The following is a 22194-nucleotide window of genomic DNA, read 5'->3' on the forward strand; positions in this document are numbered from 1 at the left end:
CATAACGTAAAAAAGAAGAACCATGGCATTAGAAATAACAGACGCTACATTTGAAGAAGTAGTATTAAAATCAGACAAACCCGTTTTAGTAGATTTTTGGGCAGTATGGTGTGGACCATGTAAGATGTTAGCTCCAGTTGTATCTGAATTGAGTAAAGATTTCGAAGGAACAGCAGTAATTGGAAAAGTTGATGTTGACAATAACCAAGAATTTGCGTCAAAATACGGAATCCGTAACATTCCTACCGTTTTAGTATTCAAAAACGGAGAAGTTGTAGGTCGTCAAGTAGGAGTTGCTCCTAAAAAAGCATATGAAGATTTAATCAACGGAGCTTTGTAAAAAGCAGATTTATCAAATAAAAAGAGGACAGATTCAACAATCTGTCCTTTTTTTATGGACAACAGACACCCTATAATGATCCTTTTGTAAGAGAAGCGACAAAAACAGTAAAAAAAGTTTACTTTTTTTACACCTTTTATAGTGTTGAAACTCAGGTGGCTCCTGATTTTGATTGAAAATAGTTTGATTTTTTTTGCCGTTGGATTTGGAAGTGTAGAAAATGGTTGTATATTTGCACCGCGTTACAGCAATAAAGACAAGGTTTGGTAGTTCAGTTGGTTAGAATACATGCCTGTCACGCATGGGGTCGCGGGTTCGAGTCCCGTCCAGACCGCAAAGCTTAAAAGCGATTTTGAGCAAGCGAAAAGAAGAAAAGAATTTTATTCTTTGTTTTTTTTAAAAAAAGTCTATCTTTGCTGCTGTAATGATTTAATGGTTAATACTGGTTTGGTAGTTCAGTTGGTTAGAATACATGCCTGTCACGCATGGGGTCGCGGGTTCGAGTCCCGTCCAGACCGCCAGTAAAAAGAAGCCTCTCATTTCTTGAGAGGCTTTTTTTGCCCTCTAATAATCACTGCTTATTAGATTGTAAAATTTAGTTGTGTTGTTAAGTGCGCAAGCACTAGGTTTAGTAGTTAGACCAATGAAAAGCTTTCCTGAAATTCACGGAGAGCTTTTTTGATTTTATACGAATTGGTTAAAAGTGATCAACCTACTGTCAAACTGTCCTCCGTAAACTATTTTAAGTATCTTTGTCATCAAATAAAATGGTTTATCTGTAAACGGATAATGCAAAAGGGAATGGAGTGAAAATCTTCAACAGGCCCGCTGCTGTAAACTCATTGGTTTTGCAAGCTTAGTTGTCCACTGTTGTCAAATGGGAAGGACCTTGCGAAGAGTAAGTCAGAATACCTGCCATTTTAGGATTTGTTTGATGTTTTCGATGCCAAGACATACAACGTAAAGCTTCTTCTTTATGCCTATAAAGAGGATAATGCTATGCGTCTTGGCTAGTTTAAAAAGCTTTAATTTATGCGTTTACGATACCGCTGTGTTTTACTAGGAGGTTTATGGAGTAGTTTAGTTCACGTGGGATTTGCTCAGCAACCTCGGGATACCCTTACTTCATTAAAAGAAATCGTGATTCGAAAAGAAGCGTATGCTAATCTAATTCCCGTTCAAACTTTAGAAGGAGAATCCTTGCAACGCTTAAATAGTTATAGTGTGGCTGATGCCTTGCGTTATTTTGCCGGAGTAAAGATTAAGGATTATGGCGGTATGGGAGGAATGAAAACCGTAGATGTGCGCAATATGGGAACCCATCATGTGGGCGTTTTTTACAATGGAATTGAAGTAGGTAATGCCCAAAATGGTCTTGTTGATTTGAGCAAGTTTTCCCTAGATAATATAGAGGCAATTAGTTTGTATCAAGGCCAAAGGAGTACACCCCTTCAGGCAGCTAAAGAGTACGCTTCTGCTTCTTCCCTGTACATACAGACCAAGAAACCTCATTTTGCTGCGGATGAAAAAATACACACCTATTTCAAGTATAAGTTAGGATCGATCCAATGGACCAACCCTTCCGCCCGTATGGATTTAAAAATCAATGAAAAAATTAGCACGAGTATCAGTGCGGAATACCTTTATTCTAACGGAGATTACAAGTTTAGACAAAAGCGATTCAACTTGGATGGCTCTGTCGCTTACGATACGCTTGGACATCGCAAGAATAGTGGTATTGAATCCTATCGCTTTGAAAATAGCTGGTTTGGAAAAGACGAAGTCAATACGTGGCAGGCCAATATTTACTATTACCAGTCGCATCGAGGCTTACCCGAAGCGGTGATTAAAAAGAGTACAGCAACCCTAGAAACAGAAAAAAACAACGAACAACAAAAGGATACCAATATTAGAATCCAAGGTGAATGGACGCGCTTGGTTTCTGCCTCTTATCAATTTTTGCTTAAAGGGAAGTTTGCCTACGATAAAATGCACTATAAATCCAGAAAAACAGTTGATTTCCAAGGCGAAGAAGTAACGTATAATCCTCAATTTGACAATACCTATTGCCAACAAGATTGGTATGTTTCGGCAGCTCATCTCTTTGCGCTTTCACCCATTTGGAAAATTTCTTTAGCAACGGATTTGCAGTATGCGAAATTAAATGCTACTCGTTTAGGGCAAGGGACGCCTTTTTCTTATCCGGAGCGCTATACTTTTTATACTGCGTTATCCACGCATTTAGATCTAGGAGCATTCAAAGCGCAAGCCTCTGTTTTGGGAACTTTTACAAACGAAAAAGTCAAATACAACTATCAAGCACCAAATCGATCTCTCTTTACGCCTTCTCTCTTTTTGAGTTATAAGCCTTGGGAGGACCGAAATTTTACAATTCACACTTTTTATAAACACATCTATCGTTTACCTACTTTTAACGACCTGTATTACACCCAAATTGGAACGGCTCATTTGAAACCGGAGTATACGCGTCAAGTGAATGTTGGATTTACCCATCAGCAAGAAGTAAAATCGAAAGCATTAAAAAGCGTGGAGCTCTCTTTAGATACCTATTATGCGCGTATTACAGATAAAATTATTGCTTCTCCTACTTCGAGTATGATGCGTTGGATGATGTCCAATTTAGGAAAAGTTGAAAACTACGGGATTGAAAGTCAAGTAAAATCAACCTGGGAAGTTTTACAAGCGGTACAGGTAAATGTTGGATTGACCTATGAATATACGATTGCGAAGGATTTGAGTGTAACGCCTTCAGGCAAACCTTCGTATTATGGAGATCAAATTCCCTATGCTCCTTGGCATTCGGGTTCTTCGGTTGTGGGGATTGATTACCGTAATTGGGGATTGAATTACAGTTTTATTTATGTCGGAAAACGATATAACGGCAATAAAAATAACAGTCAACGCAATGAATTACAACCTTGGTATACACACGATTTGGCTGTCCAGAAAAAGATAAAATGGAACAAGTGGAACATTCAACTCAGTGCAGAAGCTAATAATTTAGCTAATCAGTACTATGAAGTAGTCACTAATTTCCCCATGCCAGGTCGAAATTTCCGTTTAACAGTACGTGTAGATTTATAGCCCATGAGAAATAGTATCTATCTAATAGTCTTAAGTATTTGTATGGCGTTTGTCAGTTGTCGCAAAGACGAACTCATTTTTGTTTCTGACAGTTCAACGGTATCTATTCCAGTTCAGTTGGAAGCGTACCGTGGATTTTACCTTTTAAATGAGGGGAATATGGGAATGAATCGCGCCACAATTGACTGGTTTGACTATGAAACAGGAGTGTACACACGCGATATTTTTTCAGAGCGAAATCCCTCCATTCCTCGGGAATTAGGCGATGTGGGCAATGACCTCAAAATTTATGGAAAAAAGGCGTATGCAACGATTAATGCCTCCAATTTTGTAGAAGTTTTTGATGTGGAGACAGGCAAACATATCAAACAAATACACCTGCCTAATTGCAGGTATTTAGCTTTTGATAAGGGAAAAGTATATGTGAGTTCTTTTTCTGGAAAAATAGCAACGGATCCCAATGCAGAAATTGGCTTTGTGGCCGAAATAGATACCCTATCTTTAGCGATAACGAGAAAGGTGGAGGTTGGCTACCAACCGGAGGAAATGGTGATTAAAGGCACTAAACTATATGTGGCAAATTCAGGAGGATATCGAGCCCCTCAGTATGATACAACGGTTTCTGTTGTGGATCTAACCACTTTTACCGTGCAAAAGAAAATAGAGGTAGCTCCCAATTTGCATCGGATGCAAATTGACGGCAAGGGCGATATTTATGTTAGTTCCAGAGGGGATTACAAGGAGCTACTTCCCAATCTATATGTTATTGATTCTCATTTAGATGAAGTGAAACAAAAACTCAATATTTCAGTTTCGACGATGACGATTGATGCCGATAAATTGTATTACTTTGGAACAAGCTATCAAACGAATACCAATCAAAATACCAAAGCTTTTGGAATCTTAGATACGGCGACCAAGCAAATCCTCCGCAATTCGATAAGCACGGATGGAACCGATCAGCAAATCCTAATGCCTTATGGGCTAGCAGTGAACCCAGAAACCAAAGAGATTTATCTGACTGATGCACAAGACTATATTGGAACCGGATATATCTATTGCTTCTCTCCAGAAGGAAAATTAAAATGGAAGACTACCGCAGGGAATATTCCGGCACATATCACTTTTGTTAAAAAATAAACAACGAAAAATAAGCAATGAAAAATATAAAAAGAAAGATAGGACTAGGGGCGCTTGTAAGTAGTTTGCTGTTTACTTGCATCAGTTGCTCCAGCGATCAAGATTCAAAAGAAGAAGCACCAGAGCAACATAAAGCTACGATTACAAAAGTAGTGGCGTATGTTCCTGCTTTTGGCCAATTTATTAATGAATTACCTAAATATGAAGTTGGAGATACGGCTGAAACAATGCGAATAAAAGCGGAAAAAGCCCTAGTGAATAATGAAGTAATTAGTTTGGGAGGATTTGGCGGTTATGTCATTTTTGGCTTTGATCATACGATTGCAAATGTTTCAGGAAAAAGAGATTTGCGAATTTTAGGCAATGCCTTTGCAAACAATGCAGAGCCAGGAATTGTCTGGGTGGCGTATGACAAAAATAAAAATGGTTTTCCCGATGAGGAGGAATGGTATGAAATAGCCGGAAGTGAACATTTGAATCCAGCAACAATCAGAAATTACGAAATTACCTATTATAAACCAACTGCGGATGTAGATGAAACACAGGAAGAAATTGAACTGTATATTCGATGGACAGACAACCAAGGAAATGCAGGATGGAAGGCAAAGAATAAGTTTCACAAACAAAGGTATTATCCGCAATGGGTAAAAGAAGAAAGCATAACCTTTAAGGGAACTTTGTTACCTACTAATGCGGTTAATCCCACGAATACAGCAGAGGATTGGCAATTAAAAACATTGGGTTGGGGGTATGCAGATAATTATCCGAATGCTCGGGATGGTGCCACCTTTGATATCGATTGGGCGGTAGATAAAGAAGGGACTAAAGTATATTTGCCAGGCATAGATTTTGTAAAAGTTTATACCGGTTTAAATCAAGAAGCGGGTTGGTTGGGCGAAACATCAACGGAAGTTGCAGGTGCCATTGATTTGCATATTGAAGGAACATCAATTGAAACACTTAAATAATACGTATGAAAAAAAAATTACTACGACTTAGTACACTTTTTGTTTTGGGACTAAGTGTATCAACAGCTCTACTAACGAGCTGTTCGAACGATGACAGCGGTGTATATAATATCGCGGTTGACCAAGGAACGCTAAATGCAGTTACTTTTGAAGAAATTGTTGTAGATCCTAAACTAGAAATGCAAGGAGCCGTTTACTCTTGGTTTGATCATACTACGAATGAGGTAATTTCAACGGAAGCGGTTTTAAGACATGCTTTTAAAACCCCTGGTGCACATAAGATATCAATAAAAGTAGCGCATACTAATAAAGATCTGAAATTATATACCTATGTGGTAAATGTGACAAAATCTGCGGACTATAACTATCTTACTTTGGATCTGAAAGATTTTAATCTTGCAGATGGATTAGCAACAGCAGGTGGAAAAATTTGGAAAGATACGTTTACCGAAGAGGAAGTATTGCAAGCGTCTATTTTTACCTTCAACCACAAGGCAATTACAGATTGGAATACGTGGTATGGATTTACGGTTTCTAATAGTACAGATAATACCAATCAGTTGGAAATGCAAGGAGGTTGGGTGAAAAATCAATGGGGATCTATGGCACAAGGGGGTGTCGATGGAAAAGGAAAACCATTCTTAGTTGCGTATGCAGATCATAAACCAGATGCAAGTGTTTTACAACCAGGAGCAGCAATTGAGATTGAAAATTTCAGTGCGGTGGTTACCTTAGATGACAGCAATAGATATAAAGCAGTGAGTACGTCAGTGGCTCTTAGTCCATGGTCTTACTATGGAATTACTGAAGGCGATGACTTTGCCACTAAATTTGAGGCAGGAGATTCCTTTGCCCTTAAAGTTTATGGGGTAGGGGAAGATATGAAATTAACTTCAGCAGAACCTGTAACACATTACTTAGTTGATTTCAGAAATGGCGTAAACACAGTTAGTAAAGAATGGGGTAAAGTAGATTTATCTTCTTTAGGCGAAGTGAAATATTTATTGTTCTTCCTTGAAACAACAGATGTTAATGCACAAGGATATGCGAATACAGCCTTGTATTTTACGATGGATAAACTAACAGTTGATGTTATAGAAGAATAAATACACAATATTTAGAGAGCCCTACACTAGATTGTGGGGCTTTTTTTATTGTAACAAGTCAAAGTGTTAATAGATTTAAATCAAAAGCGTAGATTTACGGAAAAACCGACTTACTTTGTATGGTTAAATAAAAAAATCAAATGGCTGCTAAACCTAGAATCGCTTTGCTTATCGGAATTTTGTGCATCTCTATTTTTCCTGTTTTAGTAAAAATGGCTTTGGTACCGGGTTTAATTTCTGCCTTTTACCGCATGGCTATTGCTGCCTTATTTATAGTTCCTTATGCGATTTTTACCAAGCAAATAAAAGTATATGATCGCAAAACCATGCTATTGATTGTTTTGTGTGGGGTCTGTTTTGGCTTGGATATTGGCGTTTGGAATATAGCCATTCAAGGTTCAACCGCTACTCAAGCCACCTTATTGGGAAATTTAGCCCCGGTGTGGGTGGGAATGGGGAGTTATTTTTTCCTACAAATTAAACCGACAATTAATTTTTGGGTAGGCACTTTATTGGCGCTTATAGGAATGATTACCTTAGTGGGTATTGATGTATTTGTAAACCTGTCGTTTGATATCCCTTTTCTTTTCAGTATTCTATCTGGATTGCTGTATGCTACCTATATTTTGATGAGTAAAAAAGTGTTGGAACAAGTAGGTGTTGTTTCTTTTATGGCTTACAGTATCGGTGTTTCTACCCTATTTTTAGCGGGTTTAAATCTAGTTGCAGGCTCAGCGTTTACAGGCTTTTCAATGCAGGGTTGGCTGACGCTTTTTGTTCAGGGTATAGTTTGCCAATTACTGGCGTGGTTGTTAATTAGTTTTGCTACACAAAATATGCGAGCAACTAGGGTATCACTCAGTTTGTTAAGCCAAGCGTTATTTGCCGCGCTACTCGCGTGGTATTTCTTAGATGAAGCGATATCCTTGCAGATGCTTGTAGGGGGATGTATAATTCTAGTGGGAATAGGAATTACCTTTATCAATAAACCTTTATTTCGAGTACAGCATTAACGCCTACAAGGAGAATTTCTGAACAATCAGGATGAGTCCCCAAATAAGAAAGGCGAATCCAAAGGCAACCTTTAGAAAAGTAGAAGCTAAAAACCCGATGAAAGAGCCTATAGCCGCTTTTAAGGCACGAGAAACATCTCGACTATCATAGATTAGTTCGCCAATCAAAGCACCTAGAAAGGGACCTAGAATAAAGCCAAAAGGAACAGGAGCAATAATACCGAGGACTAAACCTATATTGGTTCCCCAAACACCGTATTTGCTACCGCCAAATCGCTTGGTTCCTTGAGCGGGAATAAGGTAATCCAAGATAACGATAACGAGCGTAAGAAATAAACTACCCCAAAGAGCGAATGCGCTGAGTTCAATTCCATTGACAAAATACAAACACAAGATACCCAGCCAACTAACTGGAGGTCCTGGTAATGCTGGAAGCACGCTGCCAATTATACCCAAAATGAATAGTAAAACGCTTAAAACTAATAAGAAATAGTCCATCTCTATTTTTTTTGTACTTTTGAGTAACCAAATTACAACAATATTGTTTCATGAAATCGAGTTGGATAATTTTCTTTTTGCCTTTTTTATTCACTTCTTGTCAATGGATGTCCGCTCGAATTCCCGACGAACAACAACTGCTTGAAGAAGAATTAAATAAAGTAGATTGGACTACGGTAGATACCTATCCTAGTGTGGAAACGTGTGACTCTATTTTTGATGCCACGGCGCGTAAAGCTTGTTTTTTTAATTATATCACAACGGCTTTAGAAGAGAATCTTAGTTTAGATACGCTTCGCGGAACCTTTGCAGCCATTGATACGCTAAAAGTGTTAGTTACGATACAATCAGATGCCCGAGTTTCTCTGACGTTATATCAGTTGAATGACAGTTTAAAGCTACAATTAAAAAGTGTAGATAGCCTTTTGGCAGAAAAGGGCAAAAAAATTCAAAATCTTTCACCTGCTATGAAAAGAGGTGTACCTGTAACAAGTCAATTTGTATTGCCTTTGGTTCTAAACAAACAATAATTATTTTTTGAGTTTAAAAGTCAAGACAAAATAACTGCCTATTGAAATAGGTAGAACAATGTTCAATAGCCAGATCAGGGTAGCCACTAAAGCAACAACCCATTGATTGACATCCAAAGCAGAAAAGATAAATAGAGCAATGCTTCCTTTTACAGCAAACTCCAAAAACTGAAAATTAGGCAGGGACGAAGCTAAGAGATAAATAGCAGATACCGCACATAGTAATTCGAAGTATGGAATATGGACATCAAATAAATAATACAAAATAACATATTGATGGGTAAAAGAAGCGTAACGCAATAAGGCCAGAAACAGATTCTTGCGATGCTTGCCTTTTGGAATTTCGCGGAGCATTTGTATCACCGTATTTAAGGAGTATCCTCTAATAGTCAAATGGCGAAGGGTAAAAACCAAACCGATAATCACGGAGGCAATTCCATAGAGAATCCACAAATAGTAGGGCGGAATAAATTGATGGGTATAATTGAGAATTGTAAGTCCGAGTAAGCCAAAAACAATAGCACAAATAACCTGTATTCCGTTGCAAACCATATTGAGAAAAATAACCCTTCCTGTATCTTTTTTAGGGAAATATAAGGCTTTACCAGCATATTCACCAATTCCATTAGGTGTGAAAATTCCCAAAGTAAGGGCACTTAAAACTTGTTTCGTCGCTTGACCTATACTTACAGGCTGAATCAACGATGCTAAATTTCGCCATTTTAAAATTTCCACAAATCGATTGGAAAAAGTCAAAAAGAGCAAGGCCAATAAAGCAAAAGTATGCTGAGGATTAATCAAAACTTCTTTCAATAAGGTGAAATCTAACGTTTGATCACTTGAAAGTTTGTTATAGATATAATAAAATGCACTACTTACAACTAGTATCTTAAGTAGAAGTACAAGGAATTGTTTAGTTTTGCTAGATAGAAATTTCATCAATACAAAGTAAATCATATTTTTTTGGTCTTGATGAATCGAAAAGAAAAAAAAAGAAATTTGACACTAGATAGAATTATATTAGGTATTGATCCAGGTACGACCATTATGGGTTTTGGACTCATTCGCGTGGTAAATAAAAAGATGGAGTTCATTCAATTAAATGAATTACAATTGAATAAGTATGACGATCACTATACTAAATTACGTCGAATTTTTGAACGTACCATTGAATTGATTGAAACGCATTGCCCCGATGAAATTGCAATCGAAGCTCCTTTTTTTGGCAAGAATGTACAGTCGATGCTTAAATTAGGCCGTGCACAAGGCGTAGCAATGGCGGCGGGACTCTCTCGTGGTATTCCTATTACTGAATATGAACCCAAAAAGATAAAAATGGCTATTACGGGTAATGGAAATGCAAGTAAAGAGCAAGTCGCTAAAATGTTACAACAATTATTAGGGCTAAAAGAATTGCCTAAAAACTTAGATAGTACAGATGGATTAGCAGCAGCCGTTTGTCATTTTTTTAATTCTGGTAAAACAGTGGTTGGTAAATCGTATACCGATTGGGATGCTTTTGTCAAACAAAATAAAGATAGAGTAAAAAAATAATGGCAGGTATTTACATTCATATTCCTTTTTGCAAGCAAGCCTGTCACTATTGTGATTTTCACTTTTCCACTTCTTTAAAGAAAAAGGAGGAGATGATGGTTGCGCTAAAGAAAGAGCTTTTTTTGCGCAAAGATGAATTGACGCATGAACCGATTGAAACCATCTACTTTGGAGGCGGAACACCGAGTATTCTAAGCGTTGAGGAAATCAATAGTCTCTTGGATTGTGTGTATCAGTGGTATCGGGTTAGTGAAAAACCGGAAATTACGCTAGAAGCTAATCCAGATGATTTAGATCATGCAACCATTCACCGTTTAGCTCAATCTAAGGTAAATCGATTGAGTATTGGCATTCAGTCCTTCGGGGAGGAGGATCTGAAAATGATGAATCGCGCCCATAATGCCCAAGAAGCACTCCTGTGTTTACAAGAAGCGGTACTCTATTTTGATAATATTTCGGTAGACTTAATTTATGGAATTCCCAATTTATCTGATGAACGTTGGGTAGAAAATATTCAACGTGTTTTGGATTTGGGTATTCCTCATATTTCTTGCTATGCTCTAACCGTTGAGGAACGTACGGCGTTGAATAAATTGATCCAAAAAGGCTTAGTTCCCAGTCCAAAAGAAGAAGTAGCACATGCGCATTTTATGCTATTGATTGAAAAGTTAAAACAAAATGGATATGTGCACTATGAACTCTCTAATTTTGCTAAACCGGGGTATTATTCTAAAAATAATTCGGCCTATTGGCTAGGGAAAAAATATTTGGGAATAGGTCCTTCTGCCCATAGTTTTGATGGGAAATACAGAAGTTGGAACATTGCCAATAATCCGTTGTATATCAAGGCAATTGAAGCAGGTACATTGCCTTCTGAAATTGAAGAGCTATCGCTTTCAGACCGCTATAATGAATATATTATGACGGGTTTACGCACCATTTGGGGCGTCGATATTGATCGTGTACAAAAAGAATTCGGGACAGCCTATTTGGATTATTTGTTGAAAGGATCAGCCTCCTTGATTGCAGATGGATTCATGCAAAAGCAAGACCATATTTTAACCATAACCGACAAAGGAAAATTTTTAAGTGATGGTATTGCATCTGATTTATTTTGGTTAGATTTGAAATAAAACCTTGAAAGCAACTATTTCTATTTCGGATTCTACCTATGCAATTGATTTTTCACAACCAATTGATATCTCTATTCCTTTAACCAATACCGATGATAATCCCATTGCTTGGTATTTGGATAAACCGTCTATTGAGCCAGTGCGTATGGGAGATTGGGTTGGCAAAGTGAGTGAAGGACAGTCTTCTACTAATTTTAATACCATCGCGTTTAATCCTCATGGACATGGAACACATACCGAATGCTTAGGTCACATTACGCGTGATTTTTACAGTATCAATGATACACTCAAAACCTTTATTTTTTTAGCACAAGTTATTACTGTTGAACCTATTCTAATAGATAATGGAGATGCTATTATAACGCTTGATCAGATCCGAAAACAGTGGGATAATCAACAACAAAAGGCCATTGTCATTCGCACTTTACCTAATCAACAAGGAAAAAAACACAGCAAATATTCCCATACCAATCCGCCGTATTTAGAGGCAACTGCAGCTACTTTTTTGCGAGAAGAAGGAGTTGAACACCTATTAATTGACTTGCCTAGTGTGGATAAAGAGAAAGATGAAGGTAAATTGGTAGCGCATAAAGCTTTTTGGAACCTGACCAATGTCAATGATGTCAATGCAGATGCTCGATTTAATGCTACGATTACAGAAATGATTTACGTTCCTGAGCTTGTTGTAGATGGCTTTTATATTTTGAATTTGCAAATCGCTTCTTTTGTGAATGATGCCTCACCAAGTAAACCGATTATTTATCAGATATTTACCTAAAATAGAGTGTTATGGATGTACATGTTGTTTACGATTATTGTTTAAACAAAAAAGGAACACGCGAAGATTTTCCTTTTGATCAAGAAACCCTAACCTTTAAAGTGGGAGGTAAAATTTATTTGCTACTCAATTTGACCAAATGGGAGCAGGGAAATTGCTTTGTAAATTTAAAATGCGATCCTGAAAAAGCCGAAGAGCTTCGGGCAGATTACAATGAAATTACACCTGGTTATCACATGAGTAAAAAACATTGGAACAGTGTGCATTTAGGAGGTTCGGTCCAATGGACGTTGCTGAAAGACTTGATTGATCATTCGTATGAACTCGTTTACAATAGTTTAACTCAAAAAGTAAAAGAGAGTTTAGAAGAAAATACTTAGTTACACAAAGCAGACCTAAACCAACAAAAAGAGAAAAATGTAGTAAGGTGAATTCTCAATCTGTAGTATTTAGGTGCTGTAAATGTAATATTTTTTTTCATTTAAACATAAAAAGAATGCTTTGTAGGTTAAAGCGAAAAGAAATTAGTGTCCTAAAAACTATTTATCTTGATCCGTTGCGTAATTAGTAGTTACTCGAGAGGTATCTACCCCCATGAGTTCCATATGTGCTACACCCCATTTTTGTAAATCTATTAAAATAGGATTTAATCTTAGGCCAATAGGTGTAAGTTCATACTCAACTTTTGGAGGAACTACAGCATAAACCGTTCTTGTTACGAGTTTATTTTCTTCCATTTTTCGCAATTGAAGCGTCAACATGCGTTCTGTTATTCTAGGCAGTCGTTTTTTTAATTCGCCAAATCGCAATTTTCCTTCGAGTAAAATACAACATATAGCAATGGTCCATTGTCCACCTATAAGATTTGACGCATAGATCTCTGCACACTCCGCACCTAAAGTTTGCTTGTTCTCGTAATTTACTGAGGCTTCCTTTATTTTTCCCATACTTACATTTTTGTTAGTACCATACAATTAATAGCTAATGTACAGATTTAAAGATAACCGCTTTAAATTTGTGTATTAAATAATTAGAAAGATGAAAACATTAGTAATTATAGCACATCCCAATTTAGAAACCTCCCTGACCAACAAGCTTTGGATGGAAGAGCTTCAAAAGGATTCCGAAAACTTTCATATACACTGTTTATATACAGCATACCCAGATGAGAAAATTGACGTAGAAAAAGAGCAGGCTTTAATCGAAGCCTATGATAAAATTATATTTCAATTTCCTTTCTATTGGTTTAGTTCACCTCCTTTGGTGAAAAAGTGGTTGGATGAAGTATTGACCTATGGATGGGCGTATGGAAGTACCAGTGGATATAAGTTACAAGGAAAAAAAATAGGCTTGGTTATTTCTGTTGGAATTGATGAAATAGAATACCGTGTAGAAGGAAAGTATGGATATACATTGAAAGAGCTGATAGCGCCTTTTGAATTGACTTTTAACTATGTCAAGGCAAATTATATAGGATTTTATGCTTACTATGGAATCGAACAGGATACTACTGTTGAATGGGTAGCTAAGAGTATTCCAGGCTATAAAAAATTTATAGAATCAATAGGTGTCCTAAATAGGGGATAAGCCTAAGATTTGCCTAAACCCGTAGGGACTAAGTTGGAGTAGAAGTATTGAAACCTTGCGGTAGGACTAGTTATGTGGATTAGACTGCGTAGTTAAAGTAAAACAAGCAATAAATGCATTGCTTGTTTTACTTTAACTTTATCCTTTATTTGTTTGTAATAGCACGGTCAAAATTAGTTGCAACTCAAGGTTACAATATAAAAATCTCTACGTCGCGGACAAACTTAATATTGAGTTTACTCTTAATTGGTGTACCATCATAAGTAGCCGGATTCCATTTTTTCATTCGTGTGATTATATCAATAAAGTCATCTAAAAAGGTCTCTTTTAGTTTTTCATTTTGAATACCTTTTAAATCTACTTCAGTCACGGTTCCATCGGTTTGTATAGCAAGGATAATGGTGTATTTAATCTGATCCCCTACAAAATTAGCTGAAGATTGAGGTCCGTGTATTTTGTGGAATTCTGCCCAAAAACCATCTATTCCTGTAGGATAGCTTGCTGGTTGATAACGTGTGTCTTCTTTCTTCGCATAGTATTTAGGATTAGAATTTCCCGCTTTAACATCTTCTACAAGGATATAAAAAGGAATCTTATAGTTGCCATCTACTGCAACGCCATTTTCTTTGGCAGGCTTCCATTTCTTCATGCTTTGTACGATGTTTTTTGTTGCTTCACTTACCAAAGTATCTGTTAATCCCGTAATCTCTATACGCTCTAGTTTACCCGATGCCTTAACCGTAAAACTTAAAGTAAAATCAAAAGCTTCTTCAGTGGTATTGGTAGATTTAAACTTTTTGTAAAAAGCTTGTAGAAAATCTTTTAGAAAGGGACCGGGATACTTCGCTTGACTGTTTTCCTGAAATTCTACATTTTTGTGGTTTGTTAATGTTTCTTTTGCGTAGCTAACACCTCCGTTAAAAGTAAAGAATAGCAAAAAAAATACACCGATGAAATAGTTGTTTTTAGTTGTAAACGGCATTGTCGTCGTTTTATGAATTTACCACGAAGGTACTGTTTATTCTAGGTATAAAAAATGGAGATAGGCAAAAGTGTCGGATAAAGCCGAGGGGACTGGTTATAGGGGCATCCCTTTTTTTGAGTACAATCATTTTGTAGGTTAAACTTGAATAAAAGCATTAACCTTCTTGAGCCCTGTATTAGGTAGTTTCAAGTAACACAAGTAATAGATGACTATCACTTGTGTTACTAACTATTTAAGCTTCTGTCTCCGTGGTTTGCTCTGCTTGTAGTGTAATTGGCAAGGTAAATTGACTGCGAACTACTTTACCCTTATCTACAGCAGGTATCCAATTTTTGGTTTTAGATATCGCTTTTAAAGCCGCTTCTTTAGTGCCAAATCCAGGATCTCTAACAACTTTAATTTCATTTAAGCTTCCGTCTTTTTCGATGATAAATTGGAGAATAACGCGCAGCGATTCACCTTCAAAAGGAGGCGTTTCAAAATTAGCTATAAAGTCTTGGTTAAAAGCCATCATGCCACCTGGATAACTGGCTGGTTCGCTTACTGCGATGTGAACTTCATTGGGATCTTCAATAGCAGGAGTAGCCTTAGTTACAACCGGTTCTTGAGGCTTACTTTGCGCAAAAACGGTATAGGTACTCATGGTACATAGTAGTGCAATAGCCCCCATAGAAGCGAATGCATTTTTCATGGGATTGTTTGATTTAGTTAACATAATAAAACGTTTTTTGGTTAGGTTAAAATTGAACGAACTACTGAAGCGTTGTTCATTTTGTTTATAAGTTTGGCTTACTAATAGTTGTAAATAGGCTTGCGTTTCTGCTGGATTTGAATTCAGTGTATCATCGGCTAAGAATTCGTGATTTAAAGCTATGTTTTGTTGATACCAATACAAAAGCGGCTGAAACCAAAATACGATTTTGAGACTTTCAATCAATAAGATATCCCAAGAATGCTTTTGCTTGACGTGGTTGTATTCGTGTAAAAGGATTTTGTTGTTCCATTCAATGGGGATATTAAGCGGTAAGTAGATGGTGTTGCGAAATGTAAATGCGGTATCTAAATGGTTTAATACAACAAATTTTTGTCCTTGATCATAGATAATACTGCCTTGTTTTTCCAATCTTTTAAAATGAAGCAGGGAGGCTATAAAACGAGTTAACATAACACCAAAACCGAGGAGATAGAGACCAAGTAGCACGTACTGCAAAGTGATTATTGTTAAACTAGTGGATGCAGTTGCCTTTTCAGGCGTTATACTAATTTCATTTAGCTCTTGTAATTTCATATTAGCTAGCGTTAAAACCCCCGTTGTAGGAATTTTAATTAGCGGTAAAAGAAACGCCAATACCAAGGCAAACACTAAATAATAGCGCTTGAATACATGTATTTTTTGGTTCTCTAATACAAGTTTATAAACGACGAGAATCAAAAATAAAAGTAGGGTAGTTTGAGTTAAATATAACAGCATGGTTCTATTTTTTTAGTTGGTCTTCTACAATTTTTTTCAAAGCTTCTAATTCCTTTTTGCTCATTTTACTTTTTTTGGTAAAAAAGGAGGCAAAGGACAAGGCTGAGCTATTAAAATGCTGCTCTACCATTGTATTTAGATGAGTTTCAAAATAGTCTTCCTTTCGAATTAAGGGAGCATAGGCTCTAGAATTACCAAAGGTTTTATAGGTAATAAAACCCTTTTCTGCTAACCGTTTTAACAAGGTAGCTAAGGTGGTTTGTGCAGGTTTTGGATCCGGGTATTTTTCAAGTAAGTCTTTCGAAAAGGCTTCTTTCAAATCCCAAATATATTCCATAAGCTGCTCTTCGGTTTGGGGTAATTTTATCATGGTAGTACAACTGTTTATTTTTTATAATGCCAACAACTTACTTTTTATTCCTTTTGTTTTTAGGTACACTTGGTAGCTGAAAATAAAAATAAGTACTAAGAGTGAATTTACTACAGTATCTATCTATGTAGATATTGTTCTACAAATATAGAATAAAAAAATAAAAACAAAATGAATTCTATACTTTTTTTAATAAAACGAATTATCTTTAGCGTATTAAAAGGGTGATTGACAATCCTATAAACTAATAGTTCTATGATTTACGAGGTCTTAGCAGCAGGTAATACAAGTTTGGCAAGCAGAAAAAATACCATAGAAAAGTTGATTCATCAACCTAATCTCATACCTACTTTAGTAGATTTTACGTTTGATGTTGGTTGTAAAGTCAAGGTAATAGCAAGTGTTATTTTAGATGATTTAGTGCAAGTAAATAACCACGCATTGGATCATTATATTGAAAAGTTTATTCAGCAGTTGTACTTGGTCGAAGACGAAAGTGTAAAGCGATTAACAAGTAAAATGAGTGTTTTACTGCTTGAAAAAAAGCGAAAATTATTCAATCCTATACTAGAAGAGCAACTTTTAAATCAAAGTTTAGTGTGGTTAACTTCTACTGCTAAAGTAGCAACGGAAGCCAATGCAATGCAAATCGTTCGACTATTAGCTGCTAAATTTCCTGAGCAAGCCAAGTCGATTGCCGAAGTAGTAGAGGTAAGGTTTTCCGAAAAGACCCCTGCATATCAAAGTCAGGCGCGTAAATTATTGAAGACAATTAGACAATTAGATTGAATTAAATACGCAGAATAAAAAAATGCGAGCCTGTCCCTCGCATTTGTAGTATTATCCGTGTATCTGTTCTTTTGTTCCGTAACTCTGGATTAAATTCCCTTCAAATTCCAACCATTCTTGCCAGCGTTTATCCACATCAAAGCGTTCTGTATATTTTCGAGCAAACTTTAAGAAGGCAGTATAGTGATTCGCTTCTGAAACCATCAAATCGTAATAGAATTTGGAAAGTTCTTCATCTTGAATATTTTGTGATAATACGCGAAAGCGCTCACAACTTCTAGCTTCAATCATGGCAGCAAAAAGTAAACGATCAATAAAAGCATCATTTCTACTTCCGTCTTTTTTACAGAATTTATTCAGTTGATTGACATAATCATCTTTGCGTTCACGCCCTAAGGTGTATCCTCTCTGTTTGATAATCTCATGTACCATTTGGAAATGTTGCATTTCTTCAATCGCAATTTCTGTTAATTCAGTTACTAAGTCTTCGTGTTCTGAATTGTATGCAATCAAGGTAATGGCATTGGTGGCCGCTTTTTGTTCACACCAGCAGTGATCCGTCAAAATCTCTTCGAGATTTGATTCGGCAATATTAGCCCATCTGGGATCCGTTAAAAGTTTAAGTCCTAACATAATTCCTTTTCGTTTTTAGCAAAAATACTAAATATAATAGAGATTAAAAATTAGGAAAATATACTGCGTAAGAAGCTGTATTTTTGTGCGATGGAGAATTCAGTACAGGCAAAGAAAATACTAATTATCGGTCAAGTTTGGCCCGAATCGCGCTCATCAGCTGCGGGTAAGCGTATGTTGCAATTGTTAGACGTATTTCAATCCTGGCAGATGCAGATCTATTTTGGATCAACTGCCCTTAAAACGCCTTATAGTGATGATTTGAGTGCATTTGCTGTGCAAGAAGTATCCATTTTCCTCAATGATGAACGGACAGATCAAATGTTAGCCGCTTTACAACCAGATTGGGTAATGTATGACCGTTTTATGATTGAAGAACAATTTGGTTGGCGGGTTGCAGCACAATGCCCCCTAGCGATGACGATTCTCGATACGGAAGACTTGCACTTTTTGCGTTACGCCCGTCAGGAGCAGTATAAAAAGGGTAGCGATTCCTTAGAAGCCCATTTGTACACGGAGCGAACCAAGCGCGAATTAGCAAGTATTATGCGTTGTGATTTGACCCTTTTAATTTCAATATTTGAATATAATCTCTTAAAAGAAGTCTTTAAACTTCCGAGTGATATTCTTTTTGTACTGCCTTTTTTGGAGCCAGAACTAACAGAAAGTGAACAGCAAAACTGGTTGACTTTTGATGAAAAAGAGGATTTTGTTTTTATTGGCAATTTTATTCATGAACCCAATTGGCAAACCGTCTTGCGATTAAAAACGGAAATTTGGCCGCTGCTGCGCAAACAGCTTCCAAAGGCTAAACTGCGTATTTATGGGGCTTATCCTTCAGCGAAAGTTTTGCAATTGCATCAAGAAAAAGAAGGTTTTTTGGTGGAGGGTAGAGCGGAAGATGCCCTAGCTGTTATTAGCAAAGCGAGAGTCATGTTAGCACCTATTGCTTTTGGGGCAGGCATAAAAGGAAAATTTATCGATGCGATGCGCGTAGGAACACCTAATGTAACTACGTCTGTTGGCGTAGAAGCTATGGCAGATATTGAGCATTGGTGTGGCTTTGTTTGTGATGAGGTAGCTGAATTTGTAGCCCAAGCTGTAACGCTATACCAAGAGGAAGAAATTTGGAAAGCTAAACAGCAAAAGGGAGTTGCTTTGCTAAGAGCAAAGTATGATAAGGCATATTATATCGAACAGTTAAGAAAACAATTACTAGCGGTAGATTTAAATCTCGAAAAATACAGAAAAGACAATTTCTTACTGGAAGTCTTTAAACATCATAGTGCGCAAAGTACGAAATACATGGCACTTTGGATTGAAGAAAAAAACAAGCATAAAAAAAGCGAGTAACCTTGACGTTCTCGCTTTTTTGTATAAATTATTTTACTAATTCCATGTAGTATTTGTAGAACAGTGGAATAGTTTCAATTCCTTTCAAATAATTGAAAACACCAAAGTGTTCATTAGGAGAGTGAATAGCATCAGAATCTAATCCAAAGCCCATCATGATTGATTTAGATCCTAATTCTTCTTCGAATAAAGCCACAATTGGAATACTTCCTCCAGAGCGAACTGGAATAGGGGGTACACCAAAAGTATCTTCATAGGCTTTTGCAGCGGCTTGGTATCCAATAGAATCCGTTGGCGTTACATAGCCTTGTCCACCGTGATGTGGTTTTACTTCCACCGTTACACCCGCTGGAGCAATACTTTCAAAGTGTTTTTTGAATAGCTCAGTAATTTCTTCCCAATCTTGATTAGGAACTAAACGCATAGATATTTTGGCAAAAGCTTTACTAGCAATAACAGTTTTAGCACCTTCACCTGTATAACCACCCCAAATACCATTCACATCTAGCGTTGGGCGAATAGAGTTGCGCTCATTGGTTGTATAACCAGTCTCACCGTATACTTCCTCAATGTCTAAAGCTTTTTTGTAATCGTCTAAAGAAAAAGGACGTTTCGCCATTTCATCGCGTTCTTCACGGGAAAGCTCTTCTACTTTGTCGTAGAAACCAGGGATCGTGATATGGTTATTTTCATCGTGTAATGAAGCAATCATTTTTGTCAATACATTGATTGGATTTGCAACAGCTCCTCCATATAATCCAGAATGTAAATCTCTATTAGGACCCGTAACTTCTACTTCAACATAACTTAAACCTCTCAATCCAGTTGTGATTGACGGCTGTTGATTTGAAATCATCCCCGTATCAGAAATAAGAATTACATCGTTTTTTAATTTATCGTGATTTCTTTTTACAAACCAGCCTAAACTTACCGATCCAACTTCTTCTTCTCCTTCAATCATGAACTTCACGTTGCAAGGTAAAGTATTCGTTGCAATCATATATTCCACGGCTTTTACGTGCATGAACATTTGTCCTTTGTCATCGCAAGCACCACGAGCGAAAATCGCTCCCTCAGGGTGAATCGGCGTCGTTTTGATGACAGGTTCAAACGGAGGAGACGTCCAAAGTTCGATTGGATCCGCAGGTTGTACGTCATAATGACCATAAACAAGTACCGTTGGAAGCGCAGGATCGATGATTTTTTCTCCATAAACAATAGGATATCCTGGCGTTTCACACAATTCTACGTTGTCACACCCTGCTTTTATTAAATTTTCTTTTACTGCTTCAGCGGTGTTAATTACGTCTTGAGAATACGCACTATCAGCACTGATAGAAGGTTTTTTAAGGAGTTCAATTAACTCATCTAGAAGACGTTGCTTGTTTTCTTGAACAAATTGCTTTGAATCTTTCATAGTATGTATAGATACAGTTATATTATGCCTTACAAACATAAGAATAAAAAAAAATTATTTTTTTCTTGCGCATTAAAAAACAGGTTGTATATTTGCAACGTCTTAAAAGAACAACAGTAATGAGGTTCTGAGCCAACTGCGGGTGTGGTGAAATTGGTAGACACGCCAGACTTAGGATCTGGTGCCGCAAGGTGTGTAGGTTCGAGTCCTATCACCCGCACTAAAGCCTCTTCGAAAGAAGAGGCTTTTTTTATGGTAATAAACTCTCAATCATTACTCACTTCCGCAGTAGCCCATACGTTGTCTCGATTTACCGTTCCTTTAAAAATCCATTGTACGTTATTTCCCGTTCTTGTATTGATCCAGTAGTAACTCATCGCGTACGTAGTGCCAGGCGTAGTAATTACCAACGTGGAAGAATCTGTTACTTCGCCTTGTGGACTTGTACCTGTGCGGCATTTGAGTGTGGCAGCTATGTTACCCGTTCCGTCTTGAGAGGATACCGTCACCTGAGTATTGATGTGATCAGAAGCATAAAATTCAGTATCTGTAGGAACTTCTCCAGGTTTGTTGAAATAGATGAAACTGAGTGCTTTTTGTAGCGGAGATAGGGGGGGAGAATTGGGTTGAATGAAGAAGGAAGAAGCACTTGAATCAAGTTGTTTAAACCAAGAATCTTGCTCCGTGGCCATCACGACATAGGTTGCTCCTTTTTTAATTTCTTGTTGGATATATGCGTTCAATGTATTCAATTGGTCGATGAAGCGTTTTTTGCTTACTTCTCCTATACGCGCCGCTTGTTCAGTGGTATTGTTTGGAAGTAGCTTCAATAACTCGTGTTTTGCGTTTAGATCCAAATAGTAACGCATCTCCTGTTTATCTATTTGAACAAATTGTTGGAGTACTTTAGCGTCTTCGAAGTAGTTGTCACTCAAAGGTTTTTGGTAGTCTTCTTTTTCACAACTGATAGAGAGAATCAACACAAAAACGAAACAAATAAAGGAAGTTAATTTTTTCATGGTCTTTCTTTTTTACTAAATTAAATGATAAGGATTGCATCGTATTCTTGCTGTATTTCTGACTACATCCATACTAAAATAAGTTTGATGTCGTATATCTTACATCTCTTGGTAAAGATTAAAATATATAATTGATTGAAATACAATATGTTAATTTGTTTTTTAATTAAAATTACAGCAAATACTAAAGCAATAATTTTTCTATTTGATATTAGTAAGCAATAGGCGGTAGTTGTTTGTTTTCTGAAGAATTAAGTGAAGAGTGAAAAAAACAGCAATAACAAACCCAACAAACCGCTCAAAAAATCGTCTTTTTTTAGATTCACTTTTCCAGTTTGTAATCACCTCGACCAAGGAGAGGTCGCGTCCTATAAGTTATCTTCTACTTAGGGATTAAGTGCAAAA

The 22194-nt window shown here is 36.9% G+C and carries 23 protein-coding genes, 3 tRNA genes and 1 riboswitch; of the genes, 17 read left to right on the forward strand and 9 right to left on the reverse strand.

Translation table 11 applies throughout. The annotated features are described in order from the left end of the window. Window positions 1-22: 22 nt before the first annotated feature. The 8 genes from trxA to ACMHJ2_RS01805 all read left to right on the forward strand — a co-directional run bounded on the left by trxA (window position 23) and on the right by ACMHJ2_RS01805 (window position 7672). On the forward strand, window positions 23-340 hold the full coding sequence (gene trxA, locus ACMHJ2_RS01770; RefSeq protein ID WP_413511249.1) for a thioredoxin: 318 nt from the start codon (window positions 23-25) through the stop codon (window positions 338-340). 260 nt (window positions 341-600) lie between these two features. Then, window positions 601-674: transfer RNA gene (locus tag ACMHJ2_RS01775), tRNA-Asp, on the forward strand. A gap of 110 nt (window positions 675-784) precedes the next feature. Continuing rightward, window positions 785-861 (forward strand) — tRNA-Asp (locus ACMHJ2_RS01780). Between the two features lie 230 nt (window positions 862-1091). After that, a riboswitch (cobalamin riboswitch) is annotated at window positions 1092-1275 on the forward strand. A 97-nt stretch (window positions 1276-1372) separates the two neighbouring features. After that, window positions 1373-3445, forward strand: a complete 2073-nt coding sequence (locus ACMHJ2_RS01785) for a TonB-dependent receptor (protein WP_413511250.1) — start codon at window positions 1373-1375, stop codon at window positions 3443-3445. A gap of 3 nt (window positions 3446-3448) precedes the next feature. After that, a complete protein-coding gene (locus ACMHJ2_RS01790) occupies window positions 3449-4585 on the forward strand; it encodes a YncE family protein (RefSeq protein WP_413511251.1) in 1137 nt (378 codons plus the stop codon). Between the two features lie 17 nt (window positions 4586-4602). Next, window positions 4603-5553, forward strand: coding sequence for a PKD domain-containing protein (locus ACMHJ2_RS01795; protein ID WP_413511252.1), 951 nt, complete (start codon window positions 4603-4605; stop codon window positions 5551-5553). Between the two features lie 5 nt (window positions 5554-5558). Beyond that, entirely contained in the window at window positions 5559-6659 is a 1101-nt protein-coding gene (locus tag ACMHJ2_RS01800; protein WP_413511253.1) for a DUF4465 domain-containing protein, read from the forward strand. Between the two features lie 140 nt (window positions 6660-6799). Then, on the forward strand, window positions 6800-7672 hold the full coding sequence (locus ACMHJ2_RS01805) for a DMT family transporter (RefSeq protein WP_413511254.1): 873 nt from the start codon (window positions 6800-6802) through the stop codon (window positions 7670-7672). A gap of 3 nt (window positions 7673-7675) precedes the next feature. Here the strand turns inward: ACMHJ2_RS01805 and ACMHJ2_RS01810 are convergent, their stop codons facing one another. Then, the gene (locus tag ACMHJ2_RS01810) at window positions 7676-8170 is read right to left on the reverse strand and encodes a DUF456 domain-containing protein (protein ID WP_413511255.1); all 495 of its coding nucleotides are present in this window, start codon (window positions 8168-8170) and stop codon (window positions 7676-7678) included. A 50-nt stretch (window positions 8171-8220) separates the two neighbouring features. On the opposite strand from ACMHJ2_RS01810, the gene ACMHJ2_RS01815 reads away from it, so the two are divergent. Next, a complete protein-coding gene (locus tag ACMHJ2_RS01815; protein ID WP_413511256.1) occupies window positions 8221-8700 on the forward strand; it encodes a hypothetical protein in 480 nt (159 codons plus the stop codon). Here ACMHJ2_RS01815 and ACMHJ2_RS01820 read toward each other — a convergent pair whose 3' ends face one another. Continuing rightward, window positions 8701-9639 carry a hypothetical protein gene (locus ACMHJ2_RS01820; RefSeq protein WP_413511448.1) on the reverse strand — a complete coding sequence of 313 codons (939 nt, stop codon included), beginning with the start codon at window positions 9637-9639 and terminating at the stop codon, window positions 8701-8703. Between the two features lie 60 nt (window positions 9640-9699). Between ACMHJ2_RS01820 and ruvC the strand changes: the two genes are divergently transcribed. Genes ruvC through ACMHJ2_RS01840 form a run of 4 tightly spaced genes read left to right on the forward strand, consistent with a single transcriptional unit; the run spans window position 9700 to window position 12545 of the window. Further along, the gene (gene ruvC, locus ACMHJ2_RS01825) at window positions 9700-10254 is read left to right on the forward strand and encodes a crossover junction endodeoxyribonuclease RuvC (RefSeq protein ID WP_413511257.1); all 555 of its coding nucleotides are present in this window, start codon (window positions 9700-9702) and stop codon (window positions 10252-10254) included. Next, window positions 10254-11387, forward strand: coding sequence for a radical SAM family heme chaperone HemW (hemW, locus tag ACMHJ2_RS01830; RefSeq protein ID WP_413511258.1), 1134 nt, complete (start codon window positions 10254-10256; stop codon window positions 11385-11387). The genes ruvC and hemW overlap by 1 nt, the downstream gene beginning before the upstream one ends. 4 nt (window positions 11388-11391) lie before the next feature. Continuing rightward, window positions 11392-12165, forward strand: a complete 774-nt coding sequence (locus ACMHJ2_RS01835; RefSeq protein WP_413511259.1) for a cyclase family protein — start codon at window positions 11392-11394, stop codon at window positions 12163-12165. Between the two features lie 11 nt (window positions 12166-12176). Continuing rightward, window positions 12177-12545, forward strand: coding sequence for an MmcQ/YjbR family DNA-binding protein (locus tag ACMHJ2_RS01840; protein WP_413511260.1), 369 nt, complete (start codon window positions 12177-12179; stop codon window positions 12543-12545). A 159-nt stretch (window positions 12546-12704) separates the two neighbouring features. Here ACMHJ2_RS01840 and ACMHJ2_RS01845 read toward each other — a convergent pair whose 3' ends face one another. Next, complete coding sequence (locus ACMHJ2_RS01845) at window positions 12705-13112, reverse strand: winged helix-turn-helix transcriptional regulator (protein ID WP_413511261.1); 408 nt, start codon at window positions 13110-13112, stop codon at window positions 12705-12707. 91 nt (window positions 13113-13203) lie between these two features. Here ACMHJ2_RS01845 and ACMHJ2_RS01850 point away from each other — a divergent pair, with 91 nt between their 5' ends. Then, window positions 13204-13752 carry an NAD(P)H-dependent oxidoreductase gene (locus ACMHJ2_RS01850; protein WP_413511262.1) on the forward strand — a complete coding sequence of 183 codons (549 nt, stop codon included), beginning with the start codon at window positions 13204-13206 and terminating at the stop codon, window positions 13750-13752. A 190-nt stretch (window positions 13753-13942) separates the two neighbouring features. Here ACMHJ2_RS01850 and ACMHJ2_RS01855 read toward each other — a convergent pair whose 3' ends face one another. The 3 genes from ACMHJ2_RS01855 to ACMHJ2_RS01865 form a co-directional block, all read right to left on the reverse strand. After that, window positions 13943-14734, reverse strand: coding sequence for an energy transducer TonB (locus ACMHJ2_RS01855; RefSeq protein ID WP_413511263.1), 792 nt, complete (start codon window positions 14732-14734; stop codon window positions 13943-13945). Window positions 14735-14969: 235 nt separating this feature from the next. Then, complete coding sequence (locus ACMHJ2_RS01860) at window positions 14970-16208, reverse strand: M56 family metallopeptidase (RefSeq protein ID WP_413511264.1); 1239 nt, start codon at window positions 16206-16208, stop codon at window positions 14970-14972. 4 nt (window positions 16209-16212) lie between these two features. Beyond that, window positions 16213-16578: a BlaI/MecI/CopY family transcriptional regulator gene (locus ACMHJ2_RS01865; protein ID WP_413511265.1), complete on the reverse strand. Its 366-nt coding sequence runs from the start codon at window positions 16576-16578 to the stop codon at window positions 16213-16215. Between the two features lie 255 nt (window positions 16579-16833). Between ACMHJ2_RS01865 and ACMHJ2_RS01870 the strand changes: the two genes are divergently transcribed. After that, window positions 16834-17367 carry a hypothetical protein gene (locus ACMHJ2_RS01870; RefSeq protein WP_413511266.1) on the forward strand — a complete coding sequence of 178 codons (534 nt, stop codon included), beginning with the start codon at window positions 16834-16836 and terminating at the stop codon, window positions 17365-17367. Between the two features lie 51 nt (window positions 17368-17418). Here the strand turns inward: ACMHJ2_RS01870 and ACMHJ2_RS01875 are convergent, their stop codons facing one another. After that, a complete protein-coding gene (locus ACMHJ2_RS01875) occupies window positions 17419-18000 on the reverse strand; it encodes a tRNA-(ms[2]io[6]A)-hydroxylase (protein WP_413511267.1) in 582 nt (193 codons plus the stop codon). A gap of 90 nt (window positions 18001-18090) precedes the next feature. On the opposite strand from ACMHJ2_RS01875, the gene ACMHJ2_RS01880 reads away from it, so the two are divergent. Then, window positions 18091-19353, forward strand: coding sequence for a glycosyltransferase family 4 protein (locus tag ACMHJ2_RS01880; protein ID WP_413511268.1), 1263 nt, complete (start codon window positions 18091-18093; stop codon window positions 19351-19353). A gap of 28 nt (window positions 19354-19381) precedes the next feature. Here ACMHJ2_RS01880 and ACMHJ2_RS01885 read toward each other — a convergent pair whose 3' ends face one another. Then, complete coding sequence (locus ACMHJ2_RS01885; RefSeq protein WP_413511269.1) at window positions 19382-20770, reverse strand: dipeptidase; 1389 nt, start codon at window positions 20768-20770, stop codon at window positions 19382-19384. Window positions 20771-20908: 138 nt separating this feature from the next. On the opposite strand from ACMHJ2_RS01885, the gene ACMHJ2_RS01890 reads away from it, so the two are divergent. After that, window positions 20909-20990, forward strand: a tRNA-Leu gene (locus ACMHJ2_RS01890). A gap of 46 nt (window positions 20991-21036) precedes the next feature. Here the strand turns inward: ACMHJ2_RS01890 and ACMHJ2_RS01895 are convergent. Next, entirely contained in the window at window positions 21037-21789 is a 753-nt protein-coding gene (locus ACMHJ2_RS01895) for a hypothetical protein (RefSeq protein ID WP_413511270.1), read from the reverse strand. Window positions 21790-22194 lie beyond the last annotated feature (405 nt).

Origin of the sequence: Myroides odoratus (assembly GCF_965118575.1) — a bacterium.
Lineage (GTDB): Bacteria > Bacteroidota > Bacteroidia > Flavobacteriales > Flavobacteriaceae > Flavobacterium > Flavobacterium odoratum_B.

Excerpts from the sequence above, each read along its gene's own strand:
- trxA (WP_413511249.1), top strand. The coding sequence starts at position 23 with ATGGCATTAGAAATAACAGACGCTACATTTGAAGAAGTAGTATTAAAA.
- ACMHJ2_RS01785 (WP_413511250.1), top strand. The coding sequence starts at position 1,373 with ATGCGTTTACGATACCGCTGTGTTTTACTAGGAGGTTTATGGAGTAGT.
- ACMHJ2_RS01790 (WP_413511251.1), top strand. The coding sequence starts at position 3,449 with ATGAGAAATAGTATCTATCTAATAGTCTTAAGTATTTGTATGGCGTTT.
- ACMHJ2_RS01795 (WP_413511252.1), top strand. The coding sequence starts at position 4,603 with ATGAAAAATATAAAAAGAAAGATAGGACTAGGGGCGCTTGTAAGTAGT.
- ACMHJ2_RS01800 (WP_413511253.1), top strand. The coding sequence starts at position 5,559 with ATGAAAAAAAAATTACTACGACTTAGTACACTTTTTGTTTTGGGACTA.
- ACMHJ2_RS01805 (WP_413511254.1), top strand. The coding sequence starts at position 6,800 with ATGGCTGCTAAACCTAGAATCGCTTTGCTTATCGGAATTTTGTGCATC.
- ACMHJ2_RS01810 (WP_413511255.1), bottom strand. The coding sequence starts at position 8,170 with ATGGACTATTTCTTATTAGTTTTAAGCGTTTTACTATTCATTTTGGGT.
- ACMHJ2_RS01815 (WP_413511256.1), top strand. The coding sequence starts at position 8,221 with ATGAAATCGAGTTGGATAATTTTCTTTTTGCCTTTTTTATTCACTTCT.
- ACMHJ2_RS01820 (WP_413511448.1), bottom strand. The coding sequence starts at position 9,639 with ATGAAATTTCTATCTAGCAAAACTAAACAATTCCTTGTACTTCTACTT.
- hemW (WP_413511258.1), top strand. The coding sequence starts at position 10,254 with ATGGCAGGTATTTACATTCATATTCCTTTTTGCAAGCAAGCCTGTCAC.
- ACMHJ2_RS01840 (WP_413511260.1), top strand. The coding sequence starts at position 12,177 with ATGGATGTACATGTTGTTTACGATTATTGTTTAAACAAAAAAGGAACA.
- ACMHJ2_RS01845 (WP_413511261.1), bottom strand. The coding sequence starts at position 13,112 with ATGGGAAAAATAAAGGAAGCCTCAGTAAATTACGAGAACAAGCAAACT.
- ACMHJ2_RS01850 (WP_413511262.1), top strand. The coding sequence starts at position 13,204 with ATGAAAACATTAGTAATTATAGCACATCCCAATTTAGAAACCTCCCTG.
- ACMHJ2_RS01855 (WP_413511263.1), bottom strand. The coding sequence starts at position 14,734 with ATGCCGTTTACAACTAAAAACAACTATTTCATCGGTGTATTTTTTTTG.
- ACMHJ2_RS01860 (WP_413511264.1), bottom strand. The coding sequence starts at position 16,208 with ATGCTGTTATATTTAACTCAAACTACCCTACTTTTATTTTTGATTCTC.
- ACMHJ2_RS01865 (WP_413511265.1), bottom strand. The coding sequence starts at position 16,578 with ATGATAAAATTACCCCAAACCGAAGAGCAGCTTATGGAATATATTTGG.
- ACMHJ2_RS01870 (WP_413511266.1), top strand. The coding sequence starts at position 16,834 with ATGATTTACGAGGTCTTAGCAGCAGGTAATACAAGTTTGGCAAGCAGA.
- ACMHJ2_RS01875 (WP_413511267.1), bottom strand. The coding sequence starts at position 18,000 with ATGTTAGGACTTAAACTTTTAACGGATCCCAGATGGGCTAATATTGCC.
- ACMHJ2_RS01880 (WP_413511268.1), top strand. The coding sequence starts at position 18,091 with ATGGAGAATTCAGTACAGGCAAAGAAAATACTAATTATCGGTCAAGTT.
- ACMHJ2_RS01885 (WP_413511269.1), bottom strand. The coding sequence starts at position 20,770 with ATGAAAGATTCAAAGCAATTTGTTCAAGAAAACAAGCAACGTCTTCTA.
- ACMHJ2_RS01895 (WP_413511270.1), bottom strand. The coding sequence starts at position 21,789 with ATGAAAAAATTAACTTCCTTTATTTGTTTCGTTTTTGTGTTGATTCTC.